The organism is Pseudoxanthomonas sp. 134C1, assembly GCF_057773065.1.
In genome coordinates this window covers 171,053-193,171 of the sequence record NZ_JBYMTH010000004.1, presented here as the reverse complement: position 1 = coordinate 193,171, position 22,119 = coordinate 171,053, and the positions used below count along the sequence as shown (strand labels likewise).

General features: G+C 68.0%; 17 protein-coding genes. 7 read left to right on the top strand and 10 right to left on the bottom strand.

The genetic code is table 11. From position 1 onward, the window contains the following. Positions 1-142 precede the first annotated feature (142 nt). From gspE to xerD, 4 genes are all read right to left on the bottom strand, one after another. Entirely contained in the window at positions 143-1,810 is a 1,668-nt protein-coding gene (gspE, locus tag AC3DEZ_RS10130) for a type II secretion system ATPase GspE (protein WP_488388294.1), read from the bottom strand. Positions 1,811-2,045: 235 nt separating this feature from the next. Further along, on the bottom strand, positions 2,046-5,957 hold the full coding sequence (purL, locus tag AC3DEZ_RS10125) for a phosphoribosylformylglycinamidine synthase (protein WP_488388095.1): 3,912 nt from the start codon (positions 5,955-5,957) through the stop codon (positions 2,046-2,048). Between the two features lie 179 nt (positions 5,958-6,136). Beyond that, positions 6,137-6,949, bottom strand: a complete 813-nt coding sequence (locus AC3DEZ_RS10120; protein WP_447103330.1) for a DsbC family protein — start codon at positions 6,947-6,949, stop codon at positions 6,137-6,139. 88 nt (positions 6,950-7,037) lie between these two features. Continuing rightward, on the bottom strand, positions 7,038-7,991 hold the full coding sequence (xerD, locus tag AC3DEZ_RS10115; RefSeq protein ID WP_488388094.1) for a site-specific tyrosine recombinase XerD: 954 nt from the start codon (positions 7,989-7,991) through the stop codon (positions 7,038-7,040). A gap of 111 nt (positions 7,992-8,102) precedes the next feature. On the opposite strand from xerD, the gene AC3DEZ_RS10110 reads away from it, so the two are divergent. Further along, on the top strand, positions 8,103-8,579 hold the full coding sequence (locus AC3DEZ_RS10110) for an RDD family protein (protein WP_488388093.1): 477 nt from the start codon (positions 8,103-8,105) through the stop codon (positions 8,577-8,579). A gap of 189 nt (positions 8,580-8,768) precedes the next feature. Here AC3DEZ_RS10110 and lptG read toward each other — a convergent pair whose 3' ends face one another. After that, positions 8,769-9,872: an LPS export ABC transporter permease LptG gene (gene lptG / locus AC3DEZ_RS10105; protein WP_488388092.1), complete on the bottom strand. Its 1,104-nt coding sequence runs from the start codon at positions 9,870-9,872 to the stop codon at positions 8,769-8,771. Then, complete coding sequence (lptF, locus tag AC3DEZ_RS10100; RefSeq protein WP_488388091.1) at positions 9,869-10,948, bottom strand: LPS export ABC transporter permease LptF; 1,080 nt, start codon at positions 10,946-10,948, stop codon at positions 9,869-9,871. The genes lptG and lptF overlap by 4 nt, the downstream gene beginning before the upstream one ends. A 127-nt stretch (positions 10,949-11,075) precedes the next feature. On the opposite strand from lptF, the gene AC3DEZ_RS10095 reads away from it, so the two are divergent. The 3 genes from AC3DEZ_RS10095 to AC3DEZ_RS10085 all read left to right on the top strand — a co-directional run bounded on the left by AC3DEZ_RS10095 (position 11,076) and on the right by AC3DEZ_RS10085 (position 16,096). Then, complete coding sequence (locus AC3DEZ_RS10095) at positions 11,076-12,560, top strand: leucyl aminopeptidase (protein ID WP_488388090.1); 1,485 nt, start codon at positions 11,076-11,078, stop codon at positions 12,558-12,560. Positions 12,561-12,674: 114 nt separating this feature from the next. Further along, complete coding sequence (locus AC3DEZ_RS10090) at positions 12,675-13,100, top strand: DNA polymerase III subunit chi (RefSeq protein WP_447105302.1); 426 nt, start codon at positions 12,675-12,677, stop codon at positions 13,098-13,100. Between the two features lie 98 nt (positions 13,101-13,198). After that, entirely contained in the window at positions 13,199-16,096 is a 2,898-nt protein-coding gene (locus AC3DEZ_RS10085; RefSeq protein WP_488388089.1) for a valine--tRNA ligase, read from the top strand. A 27-nt stretch (positions 16,097-16,123) separates the two neighbouring features. Here AC3DEZ_RS10085 and rimI read toward each other — a convergent pair whose 3' ends face one another. Genes rimI through pssA form a run of 3 tightly spaced genes read right to left on the bottom strand, consistent with a single transcriptional unit; the run spans position 16,124 to position 17,879 of the window. Beyond that, positions 16,124-16,633 carry a ribosomal protein S18-alanine N-acetyltransferase gene (gene rimI, locus AC3DEZ_RS10080; RefSeq protein ID WP_488388088.1) on the bottom strand — a complete coding sequence of 170 codons (510 nt, stop codon included), beginning with the start codon at positions 16,631-16,633 and terminating at the stop codon, positions 16,124-16,126. Then, on the bottom strand, positions 16,630-17,106 hold the full coding sequence (locus AC3DEZ_RS10075) for a hypothetical protein (protein WP_488388087.1): 477 nt from the start codon (positions 17,104-17,106) through the stop codon (positions 16,630-16,632). The genes rimI and AC3DEZ_RS10075 overlap by 4 nt, the downstream gene beginning before the upstream one ends. Further along, positions 17,103-17,879 (bottom strand): CDP-diacylglycerol--serine O-phosphatidyltransferase, encoded by a 777-nt coding sequence (pssA, locus tag AC3DEZ_RS10070; RefSeq protein ID WP_488388086.1) that lies wholly within the window; start codon positions 17,877-17,879, stop codon positions 17,103-17,105. Before pssA ends, AC3DEZ_RS10075 begins: the two co-directional genes overlap by 4 nt. Positions 17,880-17,976: 97 nt before the next feature. Between pssA and AC3DEZ_RS10065 the strand changes: the two genes are divergently transcribed. From AC3DEZ_RS10065 to AC3DEZ_RS10055, 3 genes are all read left to right on the top strand, one after another. Next, a complete protein-coding gene (locus AC3DEZ_RS10065) occupies positions 17,977-18,372 on the top strand; it encodes a DUF4124 domain-containing protein (protein ID WP_488388085.1) in 396 nt (131 codons plus the stop codon). Positions 18,373-18,493: 121 nt separating this feature from the next. After that, positions 18,494-20,188, top strand: coding sequence for a proline--tRNA ligase (locus AC3DEZ_RS10060; protein ID WP_488388084.1), 1,695 nt, complete (start codon positions 18,494-18,496; stop codon positions 20,186-20,188). Positions 20,189-20,333: 145 nt separating this feature from the next. Beyond that, positions 20,334-20,714 carry an H-NS histone family protein gene (locus AC3DEZ_RS10055; protein ID WP_488388083.1) on the top strand — a complete coding sequence of 127 codons (381 nt, stop codon included), beginning with the start codon at positions 20,334-20,336 and terminating at the stop codon, positions 20,712-20,714. Between the two features lie 116 nt (positions 20,715-20,830). On the opposite strand, the gene AC3DEZ_RS10050 is transcribed toward AC3DEZ_RS10055, so the two are convergent. Then, the gene (locus AC3DEZ_RS10050; protein WP_488388082.1) at positions 20,831-22,075 is read right to left on the bottom strand and encodes a threonine/serine exporter family protein; all 1,245 of its coding nucleotides are present in this window, start codon (positions 22,073-22,075) and stop codon (positions 20,831-20,833) included. Positions 22,076-22,119 lie beyond the last annotated feature (44 nt).

Below are 22,119 nucleotides of genomic sequence, written 5' to 3'. Positions count from 1 at the left end.
GGCCGCGATCGGCCGGTGAGGGTGTGCGTGGATACGTCGGCGCGGGCACGGGCCGGATGTTCGACGCGCGCGAAACGACGGCGCGAAGACCGGCCGCGTCACCGTCCGGAAGGATCGGCGAGACGCCGGAGCGCGGTACCCGTCAGGATTCCTCGGTCACCCGCAGGACTTCCTCGATCGTGGTCTGCCCGGCCAGCGCCTTGGCGATGCCGTCTTCGTACATGGTCTGCATCCCACTGGCGCGCGCGATCTCCTCGATCTCGCCCATGCCGGCGTGGCGCATGACCGCGCGGCGGAGTTCGTCGTTCATCACCAGGAACTCGACGATGGTGGTCCGTCCCAGGTAACCGGTCGGGGCGATCGCGGACGGACGCGGACGGTACAGGACGATGTCGCCTTCGGGCTGGAAACGGCGCAGGCTGAACTTCTCGATCTCCTCCGGCGAGGCGCGATACGGCTCGGCGTGGGTCGGCTCCAGCCGGCGCACCAGGCGCTGGGCCAGGATGCCGTTGATGGTGGAGGTCAGCAGATAGTCCTCCACCCCCATGTCGAGCATGCGGGTGATGCCGCCGGCGGCGTTGTTGGTATGCAGCGTGGACAACACCAGGTGGCCGGTCAGCGCGGACTGGATGGCGATGCGCGCGGTTTCCAGATCGCGCATTTCGCCGATCATGATGATGTCCGGATCCTGGCGGACGATGCTGCGCAGCGCATGCGAGAAATCCAGACCGATCTGCGGCTTCGCCTGGATCTGGTTGATGCCCTCGATCTGGTACTCGACCGGATCCTCGACCGTGATGATCTTGACGTCGCTGGTGTTGAGCTTGCTCAGCGCGGTGTACAGCGTGGTGGTCTTGCCCGAACCGGTGGGACCGGTCACCAGCAGGATGCCGTGCGGTTGTTCCAGCACTTTCCGGAACTGCGGCAGGAACGCGTCGGTGAAGCCCAGTCGCTTGAAATCGAACACCACCGTCTCGCGATCCAGCAGGCGCATCACCACGCTTTCGCCGTGCGCGGTGGGCACCGTGCTCACGCGCAGATCCAGTTCCTTGCCCTGCACGCGCAGCATGATGCGGCCGTCCTGCGGCAGGCGGCGCTCGGCGATGTTGAGTTTGGCCATGATCTTGATGCGGCTGATCACGGCGGCGGTGAGGTTGGCGGGCGGACTCTCGGCCTCCTCCAGCACGCCATCCACGCGATAGCGGACTTTCAGCCGATTCTCGAACGGCTCGATGTGCACGTCCGACGCGCGCAGTTCCACCGCGCGCTGGATGATCAGGTTGACCAGCCGGATGACCGGCGCTTCGGAGGCGAGGTCGCGCAGGTGCTCGACGTCGTCCAGATCGCCGGCGGTCTCGCCATCGGCGTTCTCCACGATCGCGCCCATCGCGCTGCGGCCCTGGCCGAAATAGCGTTCGATCAGATCATCGATTTCCGAGCGCAGCGCGACCCGCCGGCGCACCGCCTTGCCGGTCGCCAGCTGCACGGCGTCGACGGGATAGCCATCCTGCGGGTCGGCGACCAGCAGATCCACACCGGCCTCGTCCTCGCCCACCGGGCACACATGGAACTGCTTGAGGAACCGGACCGACAGCGGCGTGGCTTCCGGCGGCAGTTCGGGCAGTTCCTTGACGCTGACCAGCGGCAGGCCCAGCACTTCGGCGGCCGTCTCGGCGTGATCGCGCTCGGACACCAGCCCCAGTCGCGACAACAGTGACAGCAGGCTGGCACCGGTTTCCTCCTGCACCCGCCGCGCCCGCGCCAGATCCGGTTCCTTGAGTTTGCCTCGCGCCAGCAGCGCGTCGACCATCCGCTCTTCGGCGCCGGCTTCGGTGGTCTGGGATTCGATCAGGGCGTTCACGTCGCACTCCCGTTGCAGGGGCCCACTTTACAACGTCCCGCCCGACGCGTCCGTTACAGTGGTCGCCCTGTCGGTCGCCCCGTGAACGCCTTCCGGAGATGGCGCGCCGCCGGCAACGAGGCGCAAAAAAACAAAGCGGCGCCGAGGCGCCGCTTCGTCCGGTTCGTTTGCCCGCGAGGGTCGCTCAGCCCACCCAGACCCGCGCGTTGCGGAACATCCGCAGCCAGGGCGAATCCTCGGGCCAGTCGGCCGGCGCCCAGCTCAGGTTGACGCTGCGCGGGGTGCGCTCCGGATGCGGCATCAGGATGGTCGAACGACCGTCTTCGCTGGTGAGGCCGGTGATGCCGTCGGGCGATCCGTTCGGGTTGAGCGGGTACTGCGTGGCGACCTGGCCATCACCGTCGACGTAGCGCAACGCGACCCGCGCGGCGGCCTGATCGACGCCGCTGTCGAACTCGGCGCGGCCTTCGCCGTGCGCGACCGCGACAGGAATGCGCGAGCCGGCCATGCCACGCAGGAAAATCGATGGCGACTCCAGCACTTCCAGCAGCGACGTGCGGGCTTCGAACTGCTCGCTGCGGTTGCGCAGGAAGCGGGGCCAATGGGTCGCGCCGGGAATGATGTCCTTGAGCTGGCTCAGCATCTGGCAGCCATTGCACACGCCCAGCGAGAACGTATCGCCGCGTGCGAAGAACGTGGCGAAGGCCTCGCGCAGCGCGCTGCGCTCCAGGATCGAAGTGGCCCATCCGCGGCCCGCGCCGAGCACGTCGCCATAGCTGAAACCGCCGCAGGCGGCGAAGCCCTTGAAGTCGGCCAGCGACACGCGGCCGGCGATCAGATCGCTCATGTGCACGTCGTAGGCGTCGAAGCCGACGCGATCGAAGATCGACGCCATCTCGATCTGCCCGTTGACGCCCTGCTCGCGCAGGATCGCCACCTTCGGGCGGGCCCCGGTGGCGATGAACGGCGCGGCCACGTCCTCGGCCGGATCGAAGACGAGCTTCGGCTTCAGGCCGGAAGCGGTGAACTGGCGCGCGGTCTCGCGCTCCTGATCGGCGGCCTCGGGATTGTCACGCAGCTTCTGCATCGCGTGGGTCACCGACCACCAGGCGTCGAACAGCGCTTCCCAGCGCCATTCGCTCAGGGTCTCGCCGTCCTGATGGACGCGGACCACCGGCGCCGTGGTCGGGCGGGCGATGCGCTGCGCGCACTCGGTCAAGGCATGGCGTTCGACCAGATCCGCGAACGCGGCGCGGTCCTCGTCGGCCACCTGCACCACCGCGCCGAGTTCCTCGGCGAACAGGGTGCGGAACGGGTCATCGCCCCAGCCGTCGAGATTGATGTCCAGGCCCAGGTGCGAGGTGAAGGCCATCTCGCACAGGGTGGCGAAGGCGCCGCCGTCGCTGCGGTCGTGATAGGCCAGCAGCAGCCCGGCTTCGCGCGCATCGCGGATCAACGCGAAGAAATCGCGCAGGCGCTGCGGATCGTCGAGATCCGGCACGCCGTCATCCGCATCCTCGCCGGCAAACGCCGGCAGGCCGTCGCCGCCACCGGCATCGGGATGGACCTGCGCCAGCACCGAACCGCCCAGGCGCTTCTTGCCCGCGCCCAGGCCGATCAGCCACAGGTCGCTGGCTTCCTCGCGCTGCAGCAGCGGAGTCAGCTGGCCACGCACATCGAGTACCGGCGCGAACGCGCTGATCACCAGCGAGACCGGCGACACCGACTTCTGCGCGCCGCCTTCGTCCTGCCACTGCGCCTGCATCGACAGCGAGTCCTTGCCGACCGGGATGCTGATATCGATCTCGGGGCACAGCTCCATGCCGATCGCGCGGACCGCGTCGAACAGCAACGCGTCCTCGCCGTCGTGGCCCGCGGCGGCCATCCAGTTGGCGGAGAGCTTGATCCGATCCAGCGATTCGATCGGCGCGGCGCACAGGTTGGTGATCGCCTCGCCCACCGCCATGCGGGCGGCGGCGGCGGCATCCAGCAGGGCGAGCGGCGTGCGTTCGCCGATCGCCATCGCCTCGCCGCTGAAACGGCTGTAGTCCGACAAGGTGATCGCGCAGTCGGCCACCGGCATCTGCCACGGGCCAACCATCTGCTCGCGCGCGGTCAGGCCGCCGACGCTGCGATCGCCGATCGTGATCAGGAACTGCTTGGCCGCCACGGTCGGATGCGCCAGCACGCGCAGGCCGGCTTCGTGCAGATCCAGCTTCGCCGTATCCAGCGCCGGCCACGGCGCGGGGGCGGGATGATGGGCGTCGCGATGCATCTTCGGCGCCTTGCCGAACAGTACGTCCATCGGCAGGTTGATCGGCGCGTCGGCCGGAATCGAATCGGGGGTGGCGCCGTAGGCCACGACCAGCCGTTCTTCCGCGGTGGCCACGCCGACCGCCGCGAACGGGCAGCGCTCGCGCGCGCACAGTGCGGCGAACTCGGCCAGGCGTGCCTGCGGCACGCCCAACACATAACGTTCCTGCGATTCGTTGCACCACAGCTGCATCGGCGACAGCGAAGGATCGTCGGTGGGCACCTTGCCCAGATCGATCACGCCACCCACGCCGGAGTCGTGCAGCAGTTCCGGAATGGCATTGGACAATCCACCGGCGCCGACGTCGTGGAACCACAGGATCGGATTGTCCCCGCCCATCGCCACGCAGCGATCGATGACTTCCTGGCAACGCCGCTCCATTTCCGGGTTGTCGCGCTGGACGCTGGCGAAATCGAGTTCCTCGGCACTCTCGCCGGAGGCCACCGAACTGGCCGCGCCGCCGCCCAGGCCGATCAGCATGGCCGGGCCGCCGAGCACGATCACCGCGTCGCCGGCCGACAGCGTCTTCTTCTGCACCTGGCCGCGATCGATCGCGCCCAGACCGCCGGCCAGCATGATCGGCTTGTCGTAGGCGCGCGCCAGCGCCGTGCCCTGCGCGAGCTCGAAGCTGCGGAAGTAGCCCAGCAGGTTGGGCCGGCCGAATTCATTGTTGAAGGCGGCGCCACCCAACGGGCCATCCAGCATGATTTCCAGCGCCGGGGCCATGCGCGGGTTGAGCGCGCGCTCGGCTTCCCACGGCTGCGGCAGGGTCGGAATGCGCAGGTGCGACACGCTGAAGCCGGTCAGGCCGGCCTTGGGCTTGCCGCCACGGCCGGTCGCGCCTTCATCGCGGATCTCGCCGCCGGCACCGGTACTGGCGCCGGGGAACGGCGCGATCGCGGTGGGATGGTTGTGGGTCTCGACCTTGATGCAGAACGCCGAGTCCAGGGTCGCCTCGACCTGGTAGCGGCCCTGCGCGTCGGGACGGAAGCGCGCGGCCGGATAACCCTCCACCACCGCCGCGTTGTCGCGATACGCCGACAGCGTGTATTGCGGGGTCTGCGCGTGGGTGTGCTTGATCATCCGGAACAGCGACTGCGGACCGCCGTTGACCAGCATCTCCTTGCCGTCGATGGTCCAGGAAGCGTTGAAGATCTTGTGCCGGCAATGCTCGGAATTCGCCTGCGCGAACATCATCAGTTCGACGTCGGACGGATTCCGCCCCAGTTCCCGGTAGCGCTCGCGCAGGTAGGCGATCTCGTCGTCGGCCAGGGCCAGGCCCAGGCGCGCGTTGGCGCTTTCCAGTTCCGCCGGCGCGATGCGTTCCAGTTCGCCCCGCGCCGGTGTGGTGAACAGTGCGGACGCCTGTTCGCGCGCGGTCAGCAGCGACTGCGTCATCGGGTCGTGCAGCGCCTTGGCCAGCGCGGGCAGATCGTCGGTCCAGCCTTCCAGATCGATGCGCAGGCCGCGTTCGACCCGGTGCAGATCCAGGCCCGCGCCGCGCAGCAGTTCGGTGGCCTTGCTGGCCCAAGGCGACAGCGTGCCCAGGCGGGGGACCACGAACCGGGAAACGCCACCGGCGGCCAGCGGTTCGGGCTGTTCGTGCGCCTGCAGGATGCGCCGCAGCGCGGCCTGGTCGAGCGTGGCCGAGGCATCGGCGTCAATGAAATAGACGTGCCAGGCGCCGCGGATGCGGACTTCGGGAACCAGGGACTGGAGCTTGCTTTCGAGCCGCGCGCGGCGGAATTGCGACAAGGCCGGCTGGCCTTCGAGGACGATCATGTCCGGAACCGTGGGAGCGTGCCGTCAGGACGGGGCCCGCTATTGTAACGGAGCCCGGGTCCGCGGGCCCGGTGCCGGGGTCCCGGGAGCCGGTACGGGGACCCGGCGGCCCGGAAGGGCCGGGCCGCGGGCATGAAAAAGGCCGGCCCCGGTGACGGGGCCGGCCTGCGTGGCGGGGTTCAGGGGGCGCCGCCGGCCTTGGTCTGCTCGGCGGCCAGGTCGTCCAGCGCCTTGCGCAGCGCCGCCGGCGGCAGGTAGCCGCCCAGTTGGGTGCCATCGGCGGCGAAGATCGCCGGGGTACCGTCCACCCCGACCCGCTGGCCGATGTTGTATTCCATGGTGACCGGGTTGGTGCAGTCGCGCGACTGCACCGGGCGGCCGGACTTGGCTTCGGTCAGCGCCTTCTTGCGATCGCTGGAACACCAGACCGAGATCATGTCCTTGTGGTCCTGGCTGCCCAGACCCATGCGCGGGAACGCGAGGTATTCGACCGCGATGCCCTGCCGGTTGATCTCGGCGATCTCGCTGTGCAGCTTGCGGCAGTAGCCGCATTCGATGTCGGTGAACACGCTGACGGTGTACTTCGCATTCGGTGGCGAGAACACGATGCGGTCGGCATGCGGCACCGACTTGATCAGCTCGGAGCGGTAGCGCGCCATGGCCGGACTGCCCTTCATCAGCTCGCGATTGCCGCCCTGGAGGTCGACCACCGCGCCCTGCACCAGGTAGCGGCCATCGTCGCTGATGTAGACGAGCTGGCCACCGGCGATGACTTCGCGAAAGCCAGGCAGCGGCGCGACACCGATGTATTCGATGCTGATCTGCGGATTGAGGCGCTTGATCGCCTCGCGGACCTTGGCGTCCACGGCGCCGCCGCCGGCATTCGCGGCGGCCGGTGCGGCCTTGGCGTCGGCGCCGGGTGCCTGCGGGGCCTGCGCGCAGGCGGTCAGACTGAGTGCGCCCAGCAGCGCGGCGAAGAGAAGGCGGATCATCGGCATTTCGTATTCATTCCGCCGGAGGCGGCCAGTCGGGATTCGGACGATTCTCGCACAGCGCCATGTCGGTTCGATTAACCGTGTCTCAGGCGCGCGGATGATGCTTTCCGTGCAACTGCTTGAGATGCTCGCGGGCGACCAGGGTGTAGATCTGTGTGGTCGACAGGGAACTGTGGCCCAGCAGCAGCTGCAGCGCGCGCAGGTCGGCGCCACGGTTCAACAGGTGGGTGGCGAAACTGTGGCGCAGGCCGTGCGGGCTGATCCGGACGGGATCGATGCCGGCCGCGGCGGCGTAACGTTTGACCAGGGTCCAGAATTGCTGCCGGGTCGGCGCTTCTCCGCGCGGAGTCAGGAACAGCGCCGCGAGGCTGCGCTTGTTGGCCAGCGCCGGCCGGGCCCCGGCCAGGTAGGTCTCCAGCCAGTGCTGCGATTCCTCGCCCAGCGGCACCAGCCGCTCCTTGCTTCCCTTGCCGGTCACCCGGATCACGCCCTGGCGCAGGTTGACCGCGGTCGTCGGCAGGTTGACCAGTTCGCTGACGCGCAGGCCGGCGGCGTACATCAGCTCCAGCATCGCGCGATCGCGCAATCCTTCGGGAGCGTCGGTCGACGGCGCCGCCAGCAGCGCGTCGATCTCCGACTCGGCCAGCGCCTTGGGCAGCGAGCGCGGCAGCTTCGGCGGATCCAGCAGCGCGGTCGGATCGTCGGTGCGGTCGCCACGACGCAGGCGGTACGCGAAGAAGGCGCGCAACGAGGACAGCAGGCGAGCGTTGCTGCGCGGTGAATAACCCTCGCGGGTGCGCCAGGCGAAATAGTCGAACAGGGCGGCGCGATCGGCCTGCGCCAGACCACCGTGCGCGCCGTCGCGCCAGCGCGCGAAACCTTCCAGGTCCCGGCGATAGCTGTCCAGCGAAGGACGCGCCAGGCCACTCTCGGCCCAGGTCGCGTCCAGGAATGCCGCGATGACGCCGGCATCGGCGTCGGGAACGGGCGGCAGCGCCTGTACCTGCTGGCGACGTTCGGCGGGCGTGCGGGAAGTCATCGCGCAAGCTTAGGGCAGATCGGCGGAAACCCGCACGCGGGAGCCGGGAAAACACCGGGTCCATGCGTGCTTGCGGATACGTGTCCGCCCGCGGCGCGCTATCCTTTCGCGATGACCTCGACCGCCACGCCCGTCGAAAAACCCCGCGCCCTGATCGGCTGGCGCCTGCTCGCATTGATGTACGACGTGTGGCCGGTGCTCGCGCTGTGGATGTTGATCTCGCTGGCCTTCACCCTTGCCCACACTTTCCTGGGCCACCACGCCGCGCGCGAGAACATCGCGCCCTACAGCCCGCTGCAGCTCCTGCTCTGGCTGTGCTGCTGGAGCGTGGCGGGCCTGTACGCGACGCTCAGCTGGGCCCGCGGCGGTCAGACCCTGGGCATGCGTCCGTGGCGGCTGAAGGTGGTGGATACGCAGGGCGGCGCGCCATCGATGCGCGCGCTGTGGATGCGCTTTGGCGTCGCCACCTTGTCGCTGGCGTTGGCGGGACTGGGATTCTGGTGGGCCTGGATTGATCGGGAACGGTTGACGTTCCATGACCGCCTCAGCGGGACGCGGATGATCCGCCTGCCGAAGCAGAAGCACTGACGCGTCCTTTCACCGGCGTACTGCGGCGCATCCGGCATCCGGTTGCCGACGATGGGTCAGGCGCGGCATGACCGCATCAGCCGAACACGGATGATGCGGTTGCCGAAGCAAACGCGCAGACACATCCCTTCACCGGCGCGCTGCGGCGCGTTCGCACCCCGTCGCGGAAAGCCGGTCGGGGCGCGGACGCTAGGCGCTGCGCCGTCGGAACATCCAGGCCGAAACCACCAGCAGCAGGATCGGCGGCATCGCGTAGGCGATACGGAAATCCATGTGGAACGCGCTGGCCAGACGCACGAACTGCAACTGCAGCGCCCAGAAACTGACCGCGAAAATGATGCCCAGGAACAGGCGCTTGCCCATGCCGCCGCTGCGCAGGCTGCCGAACGCGAACGGAATCGCGGCCAGGCACAGCGCCAACACGTTGAGCGGATAGAACCAGCGGCTCCAGTACAGATCCTCGTACTCGCGCGCGTCCAGGCCGTTGCGCTTGCGGTAGTCGATGTTCTGGCCCAGTTCGCGGGTCGGCAGGTTGCGCGCCTTGGTCAATCCCGACGACAGGACCGCGGCGTCGAGCTTGGATTCCCAGCGTTCGCCCAGCACCTGCTGCTGGGTCACCGAGCGCGCGTGGAAAGTGGTCCGGCGCACGTTCTTCAGCAACCAATGCCCTTCCAGGTGCTCGGCGGTCGCCGCGTGGGCGATGGAAGCGAGGCGTCCATCCGGGGCGAGTTCGTACAGGCGGACGTCGCGCAGCTGCAGCCAGTTGCGGCCGTTCTCTTCCTTGCGTTCCTCGCCGCTCTGCGCATACATGAAGGTGTTGCCCTCGCGTGCCCACAGGCCATAGAAGCGATCCATCGCCACATCGCCGCTGCGCGCGCTGTTCTTCAGCACATCGGCCTGGCGCTGGCCCCAGGGGCCCAGGGTTTCGCCGCTGAACACCATCACCGCGGTCAGGATGCCGAGCGCGGCGGCCACCGAAATGCTCAAGCGCCGCCGCGACAGGCCGAGCGCGCGCAGCGCGGTCAATTCGGAGCTCGCCGCCAGCTGGCCCAGGCCCATCAGCGCGCCGATCACCGCCGCGGTCGGGAACATCGTGTACGCGCGGCGCGGCACGGTGTACGCAACCCAGGCCACCGCGTGGCCGAACGTGTAGTTGCCCTTGCCGATGTCGCTGACCTCGTTGGACAGCGCCATCACCACGTCCAGGCCGACCAGCACCGCCCAGGTCAGAAGCACCGTCGCCAGCACCACCCGGCCGACGTACAGATCGTGCAGATTGGGACGCAGCCTCATGCGCGCGCCCTCGGACGGCTCAGCTTGCCGTCACGCAGATAGAACCAGATCGCCGCCGCCAGCAGCGGCAGGGTCAGCCACCACAGGCCGACGATGCCCGGCAGCTTGCCGTCCGTGAGCATCTGGGTGCCATTGAACATCAGGCTGACGCCGACCAGATATCCCAGGAAACCCAGCATCACCCGTCCGTACCGGGCCTGGCGCGGCGAACTGCGCGACAGCGGCAGGGTCAGCAGGGCGAACGCCAGCGCCAGCAGCGGCGGGGTGAGCCGGGCATGCAGCTGGGCGTTGGCGCCCGGCCGTTCGTCCATCAGCAACGCGGGGGTGGAGAGCATTTCGGGATCGTTCTGATCGAGCGTGTCGCTACGGTCCGGCAACGCCGATTCGTTGCTGGCGTAGCGCATCAGCCGGTAGTCCAGCCCTTCCCCGGCCGGTCCCTCGACCCGGAATCCGTCGGTCAGCCGCAGGTAGCGCTTGCGCTGGCCCTCGAAGAACATCTGCCCGTGCTGGGCGGTCACCACGTCCAGGCGATCATCCTTCTGGCGGTGCATGAATACGCGATTCAGGGTGGTGCCGTCGGCGGAGATGCCGCTGACGTAGACCACGGTGCCGTTCGACAGCACGGTGAATTTGCCCGCCTCCAGCCCGGAAACCACCAGGCTGCGGTTGGCCTGGTCCAGCATGCCTTCAGCGGTGCGCTTGGCCCAGGGCCCCAGCCACAGCGAGCACAGCGCGACCGCGGCCACCACCGGCGCCACCACCATCAGCAGCGGCCTGAGCAGGCGGCGTGGACCGACGCCGGTACCGGTGAACACCGCCATTTCCGAATCCCGGTACAGCCGGGAAAAGGCCAGCAGCAGGCCCAGCATCAGCGCCAGCGGCAGGATGTAGGGCAGATAGCCCAGGAACTGCAGGCCCAACTGGGACAGCAGCAGCCGGGCCGGCACCTTGCCGTCGGCCACCTTGCCCAGGATATCGGCCATCACGCCGCCCACGCTGACCATCAGCAGGATGATCAGGGTGGCCAGAAAGCTCTGGGTGAATTCGCGGAACAGGTAGCGGTCCAGCTTCGGCATCGTGCTTGTTTTACAATCCGGGGTTCGTTCGCTGGCGTCGGCAGACGGCGGTCTTGCGCTTCCGCACGGGAAGCCCGCCTTCCGACAGGACCCGCGATTGTACGGAACTGGCCATGGAATCTGCTCAATGACCCTGGAATTCACCCTGAACCATGACGCCCCGGCCAGCGCCGGCTTCGATTGCGTGGTGGTTGGCGCCTATGGCGACAAGACCCTGACCCCGGCCGCCCAGGCCATCGACACCGCCAGCGGCGGCCGTCTGGCGGCCCTGGTCGCCCGCGGCGACGTCAGCGGCAAGACCGGCCGGACCGCCCTGCTGCATGACCTGCCCGGCGTGACCGCGCCGCGCGTGCTGGTGGTGGGGTTGGGCGAAGCCGCCAAGTTCGGGGTGCCGCAGTACCTTAAGGCCGTGGGCGACGCCGCCCGCGCCCTGAAGACCGGTCCGTCGGCCAGCGCGCTGTTCACCCTGGCCGAGGTCGAGGTCAAGGACCGCGATGCGGCCTGGAAGATCCGCCAGGCCGTGATCGCCGCCGACCACGCCTGCTACCGCTACACCGCCACCCTGGGCAAGAAGAAGAACGACGATCCGGGCCTGGCCCGCTTCGCCGTCTCCGGCGAGGACGCGCAGGCGCTCGCGCAGGGCGTGGCCATCGCCGCCGGCGTGCAGTTCACCCGCGAGCTGGGCAACCTGCCGCCGAACATCTGCAATCCCGCCTACCTGGCCGGACAGTCGCAGAAGTTCGCCGCGGAAAACGGCGCCGAATGCGAGGTGCTGGACGAGGCGCAGATGGAAACCCTGGGCATGGGCTCGCTGCTGGCGGTGGCCCGCGGCTCGGCCAACCGGCCGCACCTGATCGTGCTGAAGTGGAACAACGGCGGCGACGCCAAGCCGTACGTGCTGGTGGGCAAGGGCATCACCTTCGATACCGGCGGCGTCAACCTGAAGACCCAGGGCGGCATCGAGGAGATGAAGTACGACATGCTCGGTGCCGGCAGCGTCATCGGCGCCTTCGTGGCCGCGGTGAAGATGCAGCTGCCGCTGAACCTGGTCGTGATCGTGCCGGCGGTGGAAAACGCCATCGACGGCAACGCCTACCGCCCGTCCGACGTCATCACCAGCATGTCCGGCAAGACCATCGAGGTCGGCAACACCGACGCCGAGGGCCGCCTGATCCTGTGCGACGCGCTGACCTATGCGCAGCGTTTCGAGCCGCAGGCACTGGTCGACGCCGCCACCCTGACCGGCGCCTGCATCGTCGCGCTGGGCCGCTACGCCACCGGCCTGATGAGCAAGCACGACGATCTGTCCAACGAACTGCTGGCCGCCGGCGAGCAGGTGTTCGACCGCGCCTGGCGCCTGCCGCTGTGGGACGAATACCAGACCCAGCTGGATTCCACCTTCGCCGACGTCTACAACATCGGCGGCCGCTGGGCCGGCGCGATCACCGCCGGCTGCTTCCTGGCCCGCTTCACCGAAGGCCAGCGCTGGGCGCACCTGGACATCGCCGGCGTCGCCAACGACGAAGGCAAGCGCGGCATGGCCACCGGCCGCCCGGTCGGCCTGCTGACGCAGTGGTTGCTCGACCGCGCCGCGGGCGCGGCCGGGAATTGATCAACGGGAATAGGGAATCGTGAAAGCGAAATACTGCACGACCGCAGCGGCCGGCACGCACGTGCCGGTCACCGCTGTTTCCCGATTCCCGATTCTCCATTCCCGATTCCCAGCCTGATGCGCGCCGACTTCTACCTCATCGCCAAGCCCCGGTTCCTGGAGGAGCCGCTGCGGCTGGTCTGCGAACTGACGCGCAAGGCCTACGACGGCAATCACTGGACGCTGATCCTGGCGCGTGACGCCGAACAGGCGGAGGCACTGGACGAGTTGCTGTGGGCGTTCGACGAGGAGGCCTACATCCCGCACCAGATCGCCGGCACCGACGACGAGGATGATCTGACCCCGGTGCTGATAGCCACGCCGGATTTCGACGCGCCGTCGCGCGCGCTGGTGATCAACCTGCGTGACGATGCCTACGCCGGCGCCTGCGACCGCGTGCTGGAAGTGGTGCCCGCCGACCCGGCCGCGCGCGACCCGCTGCGCGAGCGCTGGAAGCAGTACAAGGCGCGTGGCTTCGACGTGAACAAGTACGACATGTAGCACGGGAATCGGGAATCGAGAATGGAGAATCGTCAAAGCAAAAAGCCGATTCCCTACTCCTTCCCATTCCCCATTCCCCATTCCCGATTCCCGCCCCAATGACCGATCTCGCCTCCAGCTACAACCCGAAAACCTTCGAATCCCGCCTGTACGCCGAGTGGGAAAGCGCCGGCCATTTCAAGCCGCGCGGCGAAGGCGAGCCGTACACGATCCTGCTGCCGCCGCCGAACGTCACCGGTACCCTGCACATGGGCCACGCGTTCCAGCAGACCATCATGGATGCGCTGATCCGCTATCACCGCATGCGCGGCTTCGACACGCTGTGGCAGGTCGGCACCGATCACGCCGGCATCGCCACCGAAATGGTGGTGGCGCGCAACCTGAGCCAGGAGAACCTGACCCGCGACGGGCTAGGGCGCGAAGGCTTCATCGGCAAGGTCTGGGAATGGAAGGCCGAGTCCGGCGACATGATTGAGCGGCAGATGCGTCGCCTGGGCACCTCCGGCGACTGGTCGCGCAGCACCTTCACCATGGATCCGGAACCCTCGCGCGCGGTCATCGAGGCGTTCGTGCGCTGGCACGAGGAAGGCCTGATCTACCGTGGCCAGCGCCTGGTCAACTGGGACCCGGTGCTGAAGACGGCGATCTCCGATCTGGAAGTGGAGAACATCGAGGAGGACGGCTTCCTGTGGTCGATCGCCTACCCGCTGGCCGATGGCAGCGGCAGTGTGACCGTGGCGACCACGCGTCCGGAAACCATGCTCGGCGACGTCGCGGTGATGGTGCATCCCGAAGACGAGCGCTATGCGCATCTGATCGGAAAACAGGTGAAGCTGCCGCTGACCGATCGCGAGATTCCGGTGATCGCCGACGACTACGTGGACCGCGAGTTCGGCACCGGCGTGGTCAAGGTCACCCCCGCGCACGACTTCAACGACTACCAGGTGGGCGTGCGCCATGAGCTGCCGCTGATCAACCTGTTCACCCCGACCGCCGCCATCAACGACAACGCGCCGGAAAAATATCGCGGTCTGGATCGCTACGAGGCCCGCAAGGCGGTGTTGGCGGATCTGGAAGAGGCCGGCCTGCTGGTCGAGACCAAGCCGCACAAGCTGCAGGTGCCGCGCGGCGATCGCACCGGCCAGGTGATCGAGCCCTACCTGACCGATCAGTGGTTCGTGAAAATGGACGGACTGGCACGTCGCGGACTGGAACTGGTCGAGAACGGCAGCGTGAAATTCGTGCCGCCGAACTGGATCAACACCTACCGGCACTGGATGGAGAACATCCAGGACTGGTGCATCAGCCGCCAGCTCTGGTGGGGCCACCGCATTCCGGCCTGGTTCGACGCCGAGGGGCGCTGCTACGTCGGCCGCGACGAGGCGGAGGCGCGCGCCAAGGCCGGCCTGTCCGCCGATGTCGCGCTGACCCAGGACAGCGACGTGCTCGAGACCTGGTTCTCCTCGCAACTTTGGCCGTTCAGCACGCTGGGCTGGCCGGAACCGGGAGCGATGGCAACGCGCGGCTATGACCGCTACCTACCCTCCTCGGTGCTGGTCACCGGCTTCGACATCATCTTCTTCTGGGTCGCGCGCATGATCATGGCGACCGATCACTTCACCGGCGAAGTGCCCTTCAGGGACGTCTACATCACCGGCCTGATCCGCGACAAGGACGGCCAGAAGATGTCCAAATCCAAGGGCAACGTTCTGGATCCGCTCGACATCATCGACGGCATCTCGCTGGAGGATCTGGTCGCCAAGCGCACCCGCGGGCTGATGCAGCCGAAGATGGCCGAGAAGATCGAAAAGGCCACCCGCAAGGAATTCCCGGACGGCATCGCCCAACACGGCGCCGACGCGCTGCGCTTCACCATCGCAGCGCTGGCCACCCACGGCCGCGACATCAAGTTCGATCTCGGCCGCGCCGAGGGCTACAAGAACTTCTGCAACAAGCTGTGGAACGCCAGCCGCTTCGTGCTGATGAACACCACCGACTTCTCCCCTCCCCCGCAAGCGGGGACCGGCACCTCTGCCCTTCCCCCGCAAGCGGGGACCGGTACCTCTGCCCTTCCCCCGCAAGCGGGGGAAGGTGCCCGCAGGGCGGATGGGGGCAACGTGGCCGATGGACGCGCCGCAATCCCCGCTCCCGTCACCGACGCCGAGAAGTGGATCCTTGCCCGTCTCGCCAAGGTGACGGCCGAGGCCGAAACCCATTTCGCCAACTACCGCTTCGACCTGCTGGCACAATCCCTGTACGAATTCGCCTGGAACGAATTCTGCGACTGGTTCGTCGAACTGGCCAAGCCGGCGCTCAACGGCGACGATGCCGCGGCCGCCGCCAGCACCCGCCACACCCTGCTGCACGTGCTGGAGTCGCTGCTGCGCCTGCTGCACCCGCTGATCCCGTTCGTCACCGAGGAATTGTGGCAGCAGGTGGCGCCGCGCCTGGGCGTCACCGGCGCGACCCTCTCGCTGCGCGCCTATCCGACCTCCGCGGATTTCGCCGACCAGGATTTCGGCGTCGCCGAAACCGACGTGGAATGGCTGAAGACCATGGTCTCGGCGTTGCGCCGCGTGCGCAGCGAACTGAATGTCGCCCCCTCCCGCAGCGTGCGTCTGCTGCTGCAGGGCGGCGGCGAACAGGATCGGGCGCGGGTGGAGCGCCATGCGCCGTCGCTGTCGTTCCTGCTGAAGCTGGAAGCCATCGAATGGCTGGCCGCGGACGCCTCTGCCCCCGCGTCCGCCGCCGCCGTGGTCGGCGAACTGAAGCTGCTGGTGCCGCTGGAAGGACTGGTCGATCTGGATGCGGAGCGCAGCCGCCTGGACAAGGAGATCAAGCGCGTGGAAGGCGAGATCGGCAAGTGCAACGGCAAGCTGGGCAACGCCACCTTCGTGCAGAACGCGCCTGCGGCGGTGGTCGACCAGGAACGCCAGCGCCTGACCGAATGGACCCACCAGCTCACCGCCCTGCGGGAGCAGCGCGCCAAGCTGTGATCCGCGCCGGGTGGGCCCGGGCCCACCCTACAGCGGCGGCATCTTCTCGATGTCGTCGGCGACCAGTTCGATCGCCATCACCAGCGCGTCCTCGCGGCCATCGCGCGCGGGGTAGTAGCGCGGCCGGCGGCCGATCTCGTTGAAACCCTCGCTGTGATACAGCCGGATGGCGCCGAGGTTGGACGGGCGCACCTCCAGGAATACCCGGCCGGCTTGCAGATCGCCCGCCTGCTTCACCAGCGCGCGCAGCAGGTGGCGGCCCAGGCCGCGGCCCTGCCGCTCGGGCGCCACGCAGACGTTGAGGATATGCGCTTCGTCGGCGGCGATGCTGATCAGGCCATAGCCGATCACCAGGCCATGCTCGACCATCACCCAGGCCGGATAACCCGCCTTGAGGCAGTCGCGGAAGATGCCGCGGGTCCAGGGAAACGGATAGGCGCGCTGTTCGATCGCCAGCACCGCGTCGAGATCACCATCGCGCATCGGCCGCAACGAGGCCGACGATGCGATGAACGGATCGACGCTGACCGCGCTCATTGCGCGGCGGGCCGGCGCAGCGCCCGCAACCGCGGCCACAGCGCGCGCTTGGCGGCCGGATTGCCCCGCAGTTCGGAGGAAGCCGGCCATTGCGCGAAGATCTCGGCGGCCCCTTCCGCGTTCGGATTGCAGCCCGACGCCCGGATCAGCGCGAAGTGCAGGCGGTCCGGCAGCCGCGAGCCGGGGCGCGAACGCGGCGGCGTGGCGCGAGGACGCTCGGGGGATGGCGGGGATTCGGCATCGAGGGTCGGTGCAACCCGCGTCGCCGCCGGTTCGCGATTCGCCGAAGGCTTGGGATGCTCCGCGCGCGGCATGGCATCCGGCGCGGGGGCTCGTTGGGCGGCGCCCACGGGGCTTTCCGCCGGCTCCATCTCCGCGGGTGCCGGCGCACCGGTCACCCAGACCGTATAGCCCAGTGCCGCCAGCCAGCCCTGCTGCTCCGGGGACCAGGGCGTCTGCGCGGACAGGCTCACGCCCGCGCCTCCCCGCGGCGTGCCCGCTGCCACAGCCAGTAGCCCGGGCCGGACAGTGCGTAGCACACGCCCACCGCGAACAGCACCCGCGGCAGATCGATGAACAGGATCGCGATCACCACCGCGACCAGGAACAGGCCCACGAACGGGACGCGGTCCGCGCGGGCACCGCCTTCACCACTGCCCTTGAAGCTCCAGAAACGGATCCGGCTGACCATCAACAACGCCGCCAGGATGGTCACCGCCAGCGCCACGTAGCGCAGCTCGTCGCCGTTCCAGCCCAGGCTGCCATCGGCGAACGCCCAGACGAAGGACATCATCAATCCGGCCGCCGCGGGACTGGCCAGGCCGACGAACCAGCGCTTGTCCACGGTGCCGACCTGGGTGTTGAAACGCGCCAGCCGCAGGGCCGCGCAGGCCGCGTACAGGAACGCCACCGCCCAGCCCACCCGGCCCATCGCCGCGCTGTCGAGCTTCAGCGCCGACAGCGACCAGTGGTACATCACCAGCGCCGGGGCCAGGCCGAAGCTGACCAGATCGGCCAGCGAGTCGTACTGCACCCCGAATGCGCTGCTGGTTCCGGTGAGGCGGGCCACCCGGCCGTCGATGCCATCCATCAGGCCCGCCACGAACACCGCGATGGCGGCGTTGACGAACTGCCCGTCGGCGGCGGCGATGATCGCGTAGAAGCCCGCGAACAGCCCGGCGGTGGTGAACAGGTTCGGCAACAGATAGATGCCGCGGGAACGCGGCGGCGGCTTGATTTCGTCCATGCGTCCCAGTTTAGCCCAAGCCCCCCCGCCTCCGGCTTGCCAGGCTGGCGGGGGGATGCTGCAATCCGGTTCCTGACGTTTCCGCCTGGAGCCGACCGTGCGCGCATCGCCCCGACTGTCCACCGGCCTTCTGCTGGCCTTGGCCGCGGTCAGCCTGCCGTGCCTGGCCAACCCGGTCTACCAGTGGAAGGACGCCAAGGGCGTGACCCACTACTCCGACAAGCCGCCGGCGGGACAGCAATACCAGGACCGCCGCATCGCGCCGCGCGGGGAACCCATCCCCCAGGCCGATGACGCCGCGGGCAAGTCCGTCGAGCATCCGCAATGCGCCACCGCGCGCAGGAACCTGGAAGTCCTGCGCAACAGCGGGCCCGTGGCGCAGGCGGGCGTGGACGGCAAGCCGGGACAGGCGATGGACGATACCCAGCGGGCCAACCAGCTGGCGCTGGCCCAGGCGGCCGAAAAAGCGTACTGCGCTCCGCCCGCCAACTGATTCCGCCGCGCGCTCCGCGGCCCCATCTGTCGCTTGAAACCTCCGGCCGCCCCGCGCGCGGGCGCGGGCTGCGCAAGGCTGGCAGAATAGAGCGCTCATTCCCCCGAACAACCGAATCTCGATGCGCCTGTCGCAATTCCATCTCCGCACCACCAAGGAAACCCCGGCCGATGCCGAACTCGTCAGCCACCAGCTGATGCTGCGTGCCGGCATGATCCGCAAGCTGGCCGCCGGCCTGTACACCTGGTCCCCGCTGGGCCTGCGGGTGCTGCGCAAAGTGGAAACCGTGGTCCGCGAGGAAATGAACCGCGCCGGCGCCATCGAAATGGTGATGCCGACCATCCAGCCACGCGAGCTGTGGGACGAGAGCGGGCGCTGGGACAAGTTCGGCGATCAGCTGCTCAAGCTCGAGGATCGCAAGGAACAGGAGTTCTGCTACAGCCCCACCGCGGAAGAGGCGGTCACCGACTTCGCCCGGCAGGAGCTGAACAGTTACAAGCAGCTGCCGGTGAACTTCTACCAGATCCAGACCAAATTCCGTGACGAGATCCGGCCGCGCTTCGGGGTGATGCGCGCGCGCGAATTCATCATGAAGGACGCCTATTCGTTCCACCTGACCGACGAGGATCTGGTGCGCGAGTACCGCAACATGCATGCGGCCTACACGCGCATCTTCACCCGCCTGGGGCTGGATTTCCGCGCGGTGCAGGCGGACAGCGGCGCCATCGGCGGCGACGCCTCGCAGGAATTCCACGTGCTGGCCGAATCCGGCGAGGACGCGCTCGCCTTCTCCACCGGTTCGGACTACGCCGCCAACGTGGAGGCCGCGCAGGCCGCGGCGCCCGGGCCGCGGCCGGCCGCGGCGGAAAACTTCCACAAGGTCGCCACGCCTACCCAGAAGACCTGCGAGGACGTGGCCGCGCTGATGGGCATCGCCTTGCAGCGCACGGTCAAATCGGTTGCGCTCATGACCGAGGGTGGCTTCGTGCTGGCGCTGGTGCGCGGCGATCACGCCGTCAACGAAATCAAACTGGCCAAGGTCGCCGGCATGGCGGACTACCGCCTGGCCAGCGAAGCGGAAATCCTCGCCCACCTGGGCAGCGAGCCGGGTTTCCTCGGCCCGATCAATCCGCGCCAGGCGATCCGTGTCATCGCCGATCGCGACGTCGCGGCGATGGCCGACTTCGTGGTCGGCGCCAACGAAGCCGGCTTCCACCTCGCCGGCGTGAACTGGGATCGCGATCTGCCAGAACCGGAAACCGTCGCCGACATCCGCAACGTCGTCGCGGGCGAGACCGCGGCCGATGGCGGCCAGATCCGGCTGGCGCGCGGCATCGAGGTCGGCCACGTGTTCCAGCTGGGCCGCAAGTACAGCGAAGCGATGCAGTTCACCGTGCTGGATGAAAACGGCAAGGCCGCCATCCCGGCAATGGGCTGCTATGGCATCGGCGTCACCCGCATCGTCGCCGCGGCGATCGAACAGAACCACGATGCCAACGGCATCGTCTGGCCCGCGCCGATGGCGCCCTGGTCGGTGGCGGTCTGCGTGATCAATCCCAAGAACGATCCCGCGGTCACCCAGGCGGCCAACGAATTGCTGGCGGAACTGATCGGCGACGGCGTCGACGCGGTGCTGGATGATCGTGGCCTGCGCCCGGGTGCGATGTTCGCCGACATCGAATTGATCGGCATTCCGCATCGCGTGGTCGTATCCGAACGCGGCCTGGCCGCCGGGACTTACGAATATCGCTTCCGCAAAGCCAGCGAAGCGGAAAATCTCGACAAATCGGAACTGATTCGCCGCCTCGCGGGCTGAACGATAATCCAGACGACGGTCGGGGCGGATATATGTCGACTCAGTGACATTATTCGCCCCGATTTGTTTCTGGAAAGCCTCATGGCCTAAGATGCGACTCCGCCATGGATAGGTGATATTCCCTTTCCATCTTCCGGAGAACTCGATGTCGATTGATTTGCGTGGCCTGTCGGCCAAAGAACTGGGCACCCTGATCGAAAAGGCCCGCCAACAGCAGACCAAGCTGGCCAAGCGCACCCCCATTGCGACCATCCGCAGCAAGATCACCAAGTTCGCCAAGGCCGAGGGCTACACGATCGAGGAACTGTTCGGCGCTCCGGGCAAGGCTCCCCCGGCACGTGGCCGCAAGGCTGCCGCCAAATCCACCTCGCGCGCCGGCCGCAAGCTCGGCAAGGTGGCGCCGAAGTACCGCAATCCCGCCAATCCCAAGGAAACCTGGACCGGCCGCGGCAAGCAGCCGCGCTGGCTGGCGGCGGCGACCGCCAAGGGCAAGAAAGTCGAGGATTTCCTGATCAAGAAGAAATAAATCTTCGCGACCGGAAAGCCAAGGAACGCCACGGAACTGTCTCCGTGGCGTTTTTTTGTCGCGGTGGAAACACCCGGTTGAAACCCGAAGGGATCCAAGCATCCCCCCCCGCGTGTTCAGAGATTCTTGCGCGCCGATACCACCAGATTGCCGAACAGCAAGCCTGCAATCAACGCCATCACGATGTTGGTTACGCCCAGCACGGCAGACTGGCCGACGCCCACGTCCTGCTGCTGGACCAGCGTCATCAATCCGCGCAGGCTGGCGCTGCCGGGCACCAGCATCAGGATGCCGGGGACGCGGATCAACGCGCCGGGACGGTTGGCCCAACGCGCGAACGCATTGCCAGCGGCGGTCAACACCAGCGCCGACAGGAAGATGCCCACCGGCGCTCCCCACGCCTCGCCCGCGAAGCGCGAGATCCCATAGCCGGCGAATGCCGCGGCCATCACCCACGGATAATCGCGCCGATGGGCCTTGAACAGGACCGCGAACGCGTACGCCGCCAGCACCATCGACGACCATTCCACCCACTCCGGCTGCGGGCGCGACGCGCGCACTTCCGGATACAGGCCGACCAGTTCCGCCAGGGTGACCGCGATCAGGCTGCCGACGGTCAACTTGAGGATGGTCGCCATCGCCCCCGCGAAACGGGCCACGCCGGAAACCAGATGCTGGCTGGTCAGTTCGTTGACCGAATTGGTCAGCGCCATGCCGGGCAGCAACACGATCAACGACGCGATGATGACGGTGTTGAGGTTGAGCGGCGCGATGAAGTTGGCGACCAGGATGGCGACGAAGCCCGCCAGCAGCGCGGACAACGCATCGCTGGCTTCCTTCATCTGCGGCCGTCGCGCAATGACGTGGCCGAGCAGGCCAATCAGCAGGCCGATCAGCCCGGCGGTCGCGATATCCAGCCACGGCAACCGCCACAGGCCGGCGACCGCGCCCGACGCCAGGCCGGAGGCCAGCACCTGCATCGCCCGCCAGCGCGCGCCGGGCTTGCGGTCCAGCGAGCGCAGCGCGGTGTGCCCTTCGGCCACGCTCATGCGCCCCGCCACGACGTCCTCGGCAATCCGATCCGCCTCGCTCAGTTTGTGCAGATCATTCTCGCCCGGCGCCAGCCGGATCACCCGGGTGGTGTCGCTGGCACCCAGCGGCCGCGACGGATCATTGAAGCTCAGGATCAATCCGGTCGGATTCGACCACGGCTCGCAATCCAGCCCGAGCCGCTGCGACAGCGCTGCTACCGCCGCCTCCAGGCGCTGGGCGGTGGTGCCGTAGCTGTGCAGGCGGCTGGCAATCTCGCAGACGAAGGCGATGCGCTGGGCGTAGGTGGCGGAGGCCGGGTTCTCTGTCATTTCGCAAACGTTGGACCCGGCATCGCCGGGTGATGGGCCTTGAA